This is a genomic window from Halomonas sp. BM-2019 (genome assembly GCF_017584085.1).
Genome location: NZ_CP071922.1, coordinates 1,197,579 through 1,206,855 on the forward strand (window position 1 = coordinate 1,197,579; position 9,277 = coordinate 1,206,855).

General features: G+C 68.4%; 9 protein-coding genes and 1 pseudogene. 9 read left to right on the forward strand and 1 reads right to left on the reverse strand.

Annotated features, from left to right (window positions below):
* The 8 genes from rlmB to J5F18_RS06095 form a co-directional block, all read left to right on the forward strand.
* Positions 1 to 552: 23S rRNA (guanosine(2251)-2'-O)-methyltransferase RlmB (gene rlmB, locus J5F18_RS06060; protein WP_346301407.1), on the forward strand; the 552-nt coding region annotated here is incomplete at its 5' end.
* Between the two features lie 160 nt (positions 553 to 712).
* A complete protein-coding gene (gene rpsF / locus J5F18_RS06065; RefSeq protein WP_346301408.1) occupies positions 713 to 1,081 on the forward strand; it encodes a 30S ribosomal protein S6 in 369 nt (122 codons plus the stop codon).
* A 33-nt stretch (positions 1,082 to 1,114) separates the two neighbouring features.
* Positions 1,115 to 1,342, forward strand: a complete 228-nt coding sequence (rpsR, locus tag J5F18_RS06070; protein ID WP_023004506.1) for a 30S ribosomal protein S18 — start codon at positions 1,115 to 1,117, stop codon at positions 1,340 to 1,342.
* Between the two features lie 12 nt (positions 1,343 to 1,354).
* Positions 1,355 to 2,206 (forward strand): hypothetical protein, encoded by an 852-nt coding sequence (locus J5F18_RS06075; protein WP_346302179.1) that lies wholly within the window; start codon positions 1,355 to 1,357, stop codon positions 2,204 to 2,206.
* 15 nt (positions 2,207 to 2,221) lie between these two features.
* Positions 2,222 to 2,668: a 50S ribosomal protein L9 gene (gene rplI, locus J5F18_RS06080; protein ID WP_346301409.1), complete on the forward strand. Its 447-nt coding sequence runs from the start codon at positions 2,222 to 2,224 to the stop codon at positions 2,666 to 2,668.
* A 145-nt stretch (positions 2,669 to 2,813) separates the two neighbouring features.
* Positions 2,814 to 6,959 (forward strand): replicative DNA helicase, encoded by a 4,146-nt coding sequence (dnaB, locus tag J5F18_RS06085; RefSeq protein ID WP_346301410.1) that lies wholly within the window; start codon positions 2,814 to 2,816, stop codon positions 6,957 to 6,959.
* A gap of 104 nt (positions 6,960 to 7,063) precedes the next feature.
* Positions 7,064 to 7,357, forward strand: coding sequence for a hypothetical protein (locus tag J5F18_RS06090; protein WP_346301411.1), 294 nt, complete (start codon positions 7,064 to 7,066; stop codon positions 7,355 to 7,357).
* Between the two features lie 122 nt (positions 7,358 to 7,479).
* Positions 7,480 to 7,782, forward strand: coding sequence for a DUF6482 family protein (locus J5F18_RS06095; RefSeq protein ID WP_346301412.1), 303 nt, complete (start codon positions 7,480 to 7,482; stop codon positions 7,780 to 7,782).
* A gap of 56 nt (positions 7,783 to 7,838) precedes the next feature.
* On the opposite strand, the gene J5F18_RS06100 is transcribed toward J5F18_RS06095, so the two are convergent.
* Positions 7,839 to 8,069, reverse strand: a complete 231-nt coding sequence (locus J5F18_RS06100; protein WP_346301413.1) for a DCC1-like thiol-disulfide oxidoreductase family protein — start codon at positions 8,067 to 8,069, stop codon at positions 7,839 to 7,841.
* 130 nt (positions 8,070 to 8,199) lie between these two features.
* Between J5F18_RS06100 and hemH the strand changes: the two are divergent.
* Positions 8,200 to 9,277 (forward strand): annotated as a pseudogene (gene hemH, locus J5F18_RS06105) (ferrochelatase); the annotation flags it as partial.

Genomic DNA, 9,277 nt, shown 5'->3' on the forward strand with positions numbered 1-9,277 from the left:
CAGGGCATCGTGGCCTTCGCCGCCCCCCTGGCCTTCGCCGACGAGGCGGCGCTGTGGTTCCAGCTGGAGGCCTGGCCCCGCGCCGAGCCGCCGCTGCTGCTGGTGCTCGACGGCATCACCGATGTGCACAATTTCGGGGCCTGCCTGCGCAGCGCCGACGCCGCCGGGGCGCACGGCGTGATCGTGGCCAAGGACAAGGCCGCGCCGCTCAACGCCACGGTGCGCAAGGTGGCCTGCGGCGCCGCCGAGAGCGTGCCGGTCTACCAGGTCACCAACCTGGCGCGGGCCCTGGCGCGACTCAAGGCGCTGGGCGTCTGGGTCACCGGCACCGCCGGCGAGGCCGAGGCGCTGCTCTTCGAGGCCGATCTCACTGGCCCCACCGCCCTGGTGATGGGCGCCGAGGGCAAGGGCATGCGTCGGCTGACCCGCGAGGCCTGCGATCAGCTGGTCAAGCTGCCCATGGCCGGCAGCGTCTCGAGCCTCAATGTCTCGGTGGCCACCGGCATCGGCCTCTTCGAGGCGGTCAGGCAGCGCCGCGCTACAAGCGCCTAGCAGCCCTTCGGCGCCCGGTGCTTGCCAACACCGTTGGCGATCCCTAGAATACCTGCGCCCGTTCGTCCGCTGAGCGGGCATTCGCGTTTTTCCGAATCACCTCCTTGCTTCCCCGGAGTCAAGACCTCCCGAGGAAGCTGCCAAACCGCAAGGAGATCCCATGCGTCACTACGAAATCGTGTTCATGGTCCACCCGGACCAGAGCGAGCAGGTTCCGGCCATGGTCGAGCGCTACACCAGCCTCGTCACCGAGAACAACGGCACCGTGCATCGCCTCGAGGATTGGGGCCGTCGTCACCTGGCCTACCCGATCAACAAGATCCACAAGGCTCACTACGTGCTGATGAACGTCGAGTGCGAAGGCGAGACCCTCGACGAGATCGAGAACATCTTCCGCTTCAACGACGCGATCATTCGCAGCCTGGTGGTGCGCTGCAAGGAAGCGATCACCGAAGCTTCCCCGATGATGAAGCCGGTGGAAGAGAAGCGCGCGCGTCGCGACGAGAAGCCCCGCGCCGAAACCGCCTGATCTCACCCATCGCACGTCTGAAGGAGTCTTCACATGGCACGCTTTTTCCGTCGCCGCAAGTTCTGTCGTTTCACCGCCGAGGGCGTGAAGCAGATCGACTACAAGGATCTGGACACCCTCAAGGCCTATATCACCGAGACAGGCAAGATTGTCCCCAGCCGCATCACCGGTACCAAGGCTCGCTATCAGCGCCAGCTGGCCACCGCCGTCAAGCGTGCCCGCTACCTGGCCCTGCTGCCCTACACCGATAGCCATCAGTAAGCGCCTGGCGTGATGCTTGCGATCGCCCGCTGGATGATGCGGGGCACGCCCTACGCCGCCGGCGGGGCCGCCCTCTCCACGCTCATCCCCTGGCTGTTCTGGCTGGGGGCCGCCGTCGCGGCCCTGGTCACCCTGCGCCGCGGCCTTGCCCCGGCGCTGCCGGTGATCGTGGCGGCCGGGGTGCCGGCCGGCTGGTGGTGGGCCCAGGGCGACGTCATCCCGTTGACCAGCGTGCTGTTGGTCACCCTGATGGCGATCGTGCTGCGTTCCCGCATGCGCTGGAGCGAGGCGCTGATCATCGGCGCCCTGGTCGGCGCCGGGATGATCCAGCTCGGCATCTTCCTGCCGCCGGGCGGGGCCGGCCCCATGCTGGAGCAGCTGCGCCAGGGCTCGCCCGAGGTGGAGCGCCTGCTCAGCGAACTGGCCGGCCAGGGGCTCAACACCGAGCAGCTGGCCGGCGTGCTGATCGGCGGCATCACGGGGCTGGTGGTGCTGATCGCCGCGGTGGCCTGCCTGGCGCTGGCGCGCAGCTGGCAGGCGGGGCTCTACAACCCCGGGGGGTTCCGCGAGGAGTTCCACGGGCTGCGCCTGATGCCCCGGGAACTCGCCGTGCTGGTGGGGCTCGGGGTGGTCGGGGCCCTGCTCGGCCTCCCGGGGTTGGGCATGCTGCTGTGGATCCCGCTGCTGGTGGCCGGCATCGCCCTGGTACACGGGTATATCGGACTGAGAGGGATGAACGGGCTCTGGCTGGTGGCCTTCTATGTGCTGCTGATCACCACCTGGCCCATGATTCTGATTGTGCTGCTGCTGGCCTTCATCGACGTCTTCGTGGACTTCCGCGGGCGCCTGGCCAGCCGCGACTGACTAGAGGTTAACGAGATGGAAGTCATTCTGCTCGACAATATTGGCAAGCTGGGCGGCCTGGGTGACCAGGTCACCGTCAAGCCCGGCTACGGTCGCAACTACCTGGTGCCCTACGGCCTCGCCGTGCCGGCCACCCAGGACAACATCGAGGCCTTCCAGGCCCAGCGTGCCGAGCTCGAGGCCCAGGCCGCCGAGCGCAAGGCCGAGGCCGAGGCACGCGCCGCCCAGCTGGCCGAGATCGAACTCTCCCTGGTCGCCAAGGCCGGCGACGAGGGCAAGCTGTTCGGCTCCATCGGTCCCCGCGACCTGGCCGAGGCCATCGCCTCCGCCGGCATCGAGGTGGCCAAGAGCGAAGTGAAGATGCCGGAAGGCCCGATCCGCGCCACCGGCGAGTACGACATCCGTCTGCAGCTGCACGCGGACGTCGACGCCACCGTGCGCGTGGTGGTGGTGGCAGAGTAAGTCTCAGCCACTCCCGCCATGACGGGGGCGCGGGGAGCGATCCTCGCGCCCCCGTCGCGTCTGTGCCGGATGGCATGCCGGCATGGGGCCCGCTGCCTCGCTGAGGTAGAATGAGCTCCCCCTTTCTTCACAGGGTTCCCGCGCCATGAACGAGATACTCGAGCACGATCAGGAGACCGTCGCCCTCAAGGTGCCGCCCCACTCGCTGGAGGCGGAGCAGTCGGTGCTGGGCGGCCTGATGCTCGACAATCAGGCGTGGGACAATGTCGCCGACCGGCTGGTGGCCGACGACTTCTACCGCTACGAGCATCGCCTGATCTTCAACGTCATGGCGGAGCTGGCCGAGGCGGCCCGCCCGCTGGACGTGGTGACCCTCTCCGAGGCGCTGGAGGGGCGCGACCAGCTCGATACCGTGGGCGGCCTGGCCTATCTGGCCGAGCTGGCCCGCAACACGCCTTCGGCCAGCAATATCCGTGCCTATGCCGATATCGTCCGCGAGCGCGCCACCCTGCGCAAGCTGATCCGCGCCGCCGGCCAGATCGCCGACGGCGCCTTCAGCCCCCAGGGCCGGCCCGCCGACGAGCTGGTCGACGAGGCCGAGCGCCTGGTGTTCCAGATCAGCGAGGAGCGCCCCAAGTCGGGCGGGCCCATCGGCATGAGCGAGCTGCTCGCCAAGGCGGTGGACCGCATCGACGAACTCTTCAACATGAAGGGGGAGATGACCGGTATCTCCACCGGCTTCCGTGACCTGGACGAGATGACCTCGGGCCTGCAGCCCTCGGACCTGGTGATCATCGCGGGCAGGCCCTCCATGGGCAAGTGCATCATGGCCGGCTCGCGGCTGGTGGATCCGACCACTGGCGCCCTGCTGACCATCGATGAGCTGGTGGCGCGCCAGCAGGCCGATCTCCTTACGCTGAGCGATGCCTTTCGGCTGGTGTCTTCCCGGGCTAGTGCCTTCGTGGATGATGGCGAGAAACCCGTCTTCAGGGTGCGTACGGCGCTGGGGCGCGAGATCTGTACGACCCTGACGCACCCCTTCCTGACGGGTGACGGCTGGCAGCCGCTGGAGCGCCTTGGCGTCGGGGAGCGCGTTGCCGTGCCGAGGCGGCTGCCGGTCTTCGGCGGCGAGTGCCTGCCCGAGCATCAGGTCAAGGTGCTGGCCTACCTGATCGCCGACGGCGGCACGACCCAGTCCAACGCGCGGTTCACCAACGCCGATCCGCGGCTGCGCCAGGAGTTCGCCGAGGCGGTGGAGGCGTTTCCCGGCCTGACGTGCCGGCCGGTGGTGAGCGCCGGGCGCACGCCGGCCCTGCGCGTCAGCCGCGCGCCCCAGGCCCTGGCGTCGTCGCGCCAGGCCTTTGGCGAGTCGCTGCGAGGGGCGCTGGCCCGGGCCGGGATGACCGGGGAGGCGCTGGCGGGCGCGCTCAACGTCAGCAAGGCGGCGGTCAGCGCCTGGAGCCAGGGACACGCCATGCCCGCCGAGGCGACCTTCGGGCGGCTCTGCCATGTGCTGGGGGTGCCGCCGGCCGAGCTCGAGGTGGTCGACTATGCTCAGTCGGCGAAGAATGCCCCCAACGCCCTGCGGCGTTTCCTGGAGGCCCATGGGGTCTGGGGTGTGAAGGCCCCCGAGAAGCGCATTCCCGCCGGCGTCTTCCGGCTCGAGAAGCCGCTGCTGGCGCTCTTCCTCAACCGCCTGTTCGCCTGCGACGGCAGCGCCTTCGTGCAGGCCAACGGCCAGGCCAGGGTCAGCTACGCCTCTTCCAGTCGCGAGCTGATCCGCGAGGTCCAGCACCTGCTGCTGCGCTTCGGCATCCTGGCCAAGGTGCGGGAGAAGCCCAACGCCCGAGCGAAACCATCCTGCCTGCCCTGGGAACTGGAGATCCTCGATCGCGCCAGTCTCGAGACCTTTGCCCGTGAGATTGGCATCTTCGGCAAGGAGTCGCGGCTCGCCGACGTGGAGGCCTGCCTCGCGGTCAAGCGTCGCCACAGCAATCGCGACAGCCTGCCGCGCTCGGTCAACCACTATGTGCAGGCGGTCAAGGGGGAGCGCTCCTGGCGCCGCCTGTTCGAGGCGGCCGGGCGCCGGCTGCCCACGGGCGGCAATCTGCACCTCGGCGGGCGCAGCGAGCGCTGCCTGTCGCGGGCCCGGGCGGCTGAGCTCGCCGCCGTGCTGGGGGATGAATACCTGGCGAACCTGGCCGACTCGGACCTCTACTGGGACGAGATCGTCGAGATTACGCCCCTGGGGCGACAGCAGGTCTATGACCTCACCGTGGAGGGGACCCACAACTTCGTCGCCGAGGATGTCTGCGTCCACAACACCACCTTCGCCATGAACCTGGTGGAGCATGCGGTGATTGCAAGCGATAGGCCGGTGATGGTCTTCTCCATGGAGATGCCCGCCGAGTCGCTGATGCTGCGCATGCTCTCGTCGCTGGGGCGCATCGACCAGACCCGGGTGCGTACCGGGCAGCTGGAGGACGAGGACTGGCCGCGGCTCACCTCGGCGGTCAACCTGCTCAAGGACAAGCAGCTGTTCATCGACGACACCGCGGCGCTGTCGCCCAACGAGATGCGCTCGCGCATCCGCCGGGTGGTGCGCGAGCATGGCAACCTGGCGCTGGTGATGATCGACTACCTGCAGCTGATGCAGATCCCCGGCTTCTCCGAGAACCGCACCGGCGAGATCTCCGAGATCTCGCGCTCGCTCAAGGGCATGGCCAAGGAGTTCGGCTGCCCGGTGGTGGCGCTCTCCCAGCTCAACCGCTCCCTGGAGCAGCGGCCCAACAAGCGCCCGGTGATGTCGGATCTGCGCGAGTGCGTGACCGGCGACACCCTGGTCATGCTGGCCGACGGCACGCGTCGCCCCATCGCGGAGCTGGTGGGTCAGACGCCGCAGCTGTGGTCGGTCAATGCCGCCGGACGGCTTGAGCCGGCGGCAAGCGACAAGGTGTGGTCGGTGGGGCGGCGCCCCGTGTGGCGGGTGTGTCTGGCCAGCGGGCGCACCCTCCGCTGCACCGCCGAGCATCGGCTGCGGGCCTGGGAGGGCTGGAAGACGCTGACGGAGCTGGGAGTGGGCGAACGTCTGGCTCTGGCCAGCCACCTGCCGGCGCCGGCGTCTCCCGAACGCTGGGACGACGAGGCGCTGATCCTGCTGGCCCACCTGGTGGGCGACGGCAGCTATGTCTACGGCCAGCCGCTTCGCTATACCACCGCCAGCGAAGCCAACAGCCAGGCGGTCACCGAAGCCGCCGAAGCGCTGGGCTCCCGGGTGAGCCGTCACCCCGGGCGCGGCAACTGGCACCAGCTGGTCATTGCCGGCAACGGCAATCGCTGGCACCCGGCGGGGGTGGGGAAGTGGTTGAAGGAGCTGGGCATCTTCGGCCAGCGCTCCCGGGAGAAGTGCCTACCGGAGGGGATCTTCCGCCTCGACGATGAACAGCTGGCGCTTTTCCTGCGTCACCTGTGGGCGACCGATGGCAGCATCACCCTGAGTCCCCAGGGGCGTGGGCGCATCTATTTCAGCACCGCGAGCCGCCGCCTGATCGATGACGTGGCGGCGCTGCTGCTGCGCTTCGGCATCCTGGCCAGGATCAAGCATATCGTCGCAGGGGGCGGTGACGGCTGGTTCACCGCGGATATCTCGGGTGCCGAGCAGCAGCGCCGCTTCCTGGAGCGCGTCGGCGCCTTCGGAGAGCAGCAGCCCCGCGCCGCCGAGCTGCTGGCGCGCCTGGCCGACGTCACCCCCAACACCAATATCGACACCCTGCCTCGGGAGGCCTTCCAGCAGGTCAAGGCCCTGATGGCGGAGCGCGGCGTCAGCCAACGAGAGATGGCGCGGTTGCGCGGGACCGCCTATGGCGGTACCTCGCACTTCCGCTTCGACCCTTCCCGCGCCACCCTGGCAAGCTACGCCGAGCTGCTGGAAGACGAGGCGCTGAGGTCCCGCGTGGAAGATGACCTCTTCTGGGACCGCATCGTCGAGATCGTGGCCGAGGGGGAGGAGGAGGTCTTCGACCTGACGGTGCCGGGCAACGCCTGCTGGCTGGCCGACGGCATCGTCACTCACAACTCCGGCGCCATTGAACAGGATGCGGACCTGATCGCCTTCGTCTATCGCGACGAGGTCTACAATCCGGATAACCCCGACAACCAGGGGCTGGCCGAGCTGATCATCGGCAAGCAGCGTAACGGGCCCATCGGAACGGTGCACATGGCCTTCATCGGCAAGTACACCCGCTTCGAGGACCTGGCCCCGGACAGCTACGGCGACGCCTTCGGCGAGTGAGTCGGGCGGACGGGTTGAGCCGGGCCGCTGGGCCCGTATAATGCCCAGCCCCCAGAGCCGAGCAGTCCCGTGGATTGCCGGGCAGACAGAACAGAGGAGGCAGCATGGCAGGCGGATTCCGACGCGGCAATCGACAGCGCACCCCCAAGCTTCAGGCGCGCGGTGAGCTCCAGTCCCTGGAGCGCGAGGGCCCCTTCAAGGAGTGGCTGGGCATGCCCGACCTGTATCGCTACCAGCTGGTGGTGGATGGCGAGACCTACAGCTACCAGACCGAGGATGCCGAGCTGCCGGTACAGGTCGGCGATCAGGTGGTGTTCCGCTACAAGGAGACCAAGGCGGGCAAGTGGGTCGATCGCAACTCCCTGGGCAAGACCATCGATCCCTCCAGCTATCAGTAAGTTGCGGAACCCTCCGAGGCGCTCGTGGTCACATCCTCGACACGGTATGTTCATTCAGGTGTCACCGGGCACGGCCAGGCTGTGCCCAGTTTGCATCTGATCTCTGCCACCCGGAGGGAACCATGGACTTCAATGACCTCAAGGCCTTCGCGGCCCGTCACGACAACTTCGAGATCCGCGTCATCGGCCATGCCGGCAGCCGCTTCTACCAGGTTGAGCTGGAGGATATCGAAGGGCAGCGCCATATGCTGAGCCGCCAGGGCAAGCCGGTGCTGTTTCGCTCCCTGGACGACGTCTACCTGGAGCTCAAGCGCGCCGGCATCCACCGCGCCTACCTGGTGCAGCATGTGCCCCACGACGAGGTGATCGGCCGCGAGGCCCACTACCAGGACCCGCTGACCTCACGTATTCCGCTGGTCTTCTGACCCTCCACTCCGGTCCGCGCCCTCAGGGCGCATCGCGCTCTTCCGCCCCCCCCCCGCTATTCCCCTCGCCCCGCAAGCCAGCGTCCCAGGCGCCCTCGGCGGCGGGAGAACCACCGATACCCCGCATCCATCAGCGGTGCCACGCCCGCCAGGCTGCTCAGCCACACCAGGCGACGATAGCCCAGCGCGGTGTAGAGCGCGCGGCTGGCATCCAGGCCGATAAACCAGCCTTGCAGGCTGGGCAGGTCCAGGCTCAGCTGGTCGCCGAGGACCAGGGGGCGGGGCATGGGCTCACCTGAAACTGTACATGTTTTATCAACAGTACAACTCTATCCCCCGGGCAGCTAGCGGCCTGATACACTAGGGCCTTCTTAATTTGCCTTGCTTCATTCCACCGCGCGCATCGAGGAGCCCGCCATGACCCCTGCGACCCCGGATTCGGCCGACGCTGCCCTGGACCGCCCCGGTGAGGGCCGCCTGGCCCATGCGCCCGGCGACCACCCGCCTGTGCGGCGGCCGCGGGTCGGCGTGGTGCTGGCCAACCTGGGCACGCCGGATGCCACCGACTATTGGTCCATGCGCCGCTACCTCAGCGAGTTCCTCTCCGACAAGCGGGTGGTGGACTACCCGAGCTGGAGGTGGCAGCCGCTGCTGCAGCTGATCATCCTCTCGCGCCGGCCCTTCAAGTCCGGGGAGGCCTACCGCAGCATCTGGAACACTGAGAAGGACGAGAGCCCGCTCTTGACCATCACCCGGGAGCAGACCCGCAAGGTGGCCGAGGGGCTCGCGGCGCGCTACGGCGGCGAGGTGCTGGTCGACTTCTGCATGCGCTACGGTAACCCCTCCACCGACAGCGTGCTCAAGCGCCTGCAGGCGGCGGGGTGTGAGAAGATCCTCTTCTTCCCGCTCTATCCCCAGTACGCCTCGCCGACCACCGCCACCGCCAACGACCAGGCCTTTCGCACCCTGATGCGGCTGAAGTGGCAGCCGGCGTTTCGCACCGTGCCCGCCTACTTCGAGCATCCGGACTATATCGCCGCGCTGGCCGCCACGGTGCGCGAGAGCTACGCCGCCGCCGCGACCCCGCCGGAGGTGCTGGTGGCCTCCTACCACGGCGTCCCCAAGCGCTTCCTGATGGAGGGCGACCCCTACCACTGCCAGTGCCAGAAGACCACGCGGCTGCTGCGCGAGGCGCTGGGCTGGGAGAGCGACGCCATCCAGACCGCCTTCCAGTCCCAGTTCGGCCCCGAGGAGTGGGTGGGGCCCCAGACCGTGGAGCACGTGGCCGAGCTGGCCCGGCAGGGCAGAAAGCATATCGCGGTGATCTCGCCGGCCTTCGCCTCGGACTGCGTGGAAACCCTGGAGGAGATCGAGGAGGAGATCCGCGACGCCTTCCTCGCCGCGGGCGGCGAGACCTTCACCTATGTGCCCTGCCTCAACGACCGCGACGACCATATCGCCGCCCTGCTGGCGGTGATCGACAACGAGCTTGCCG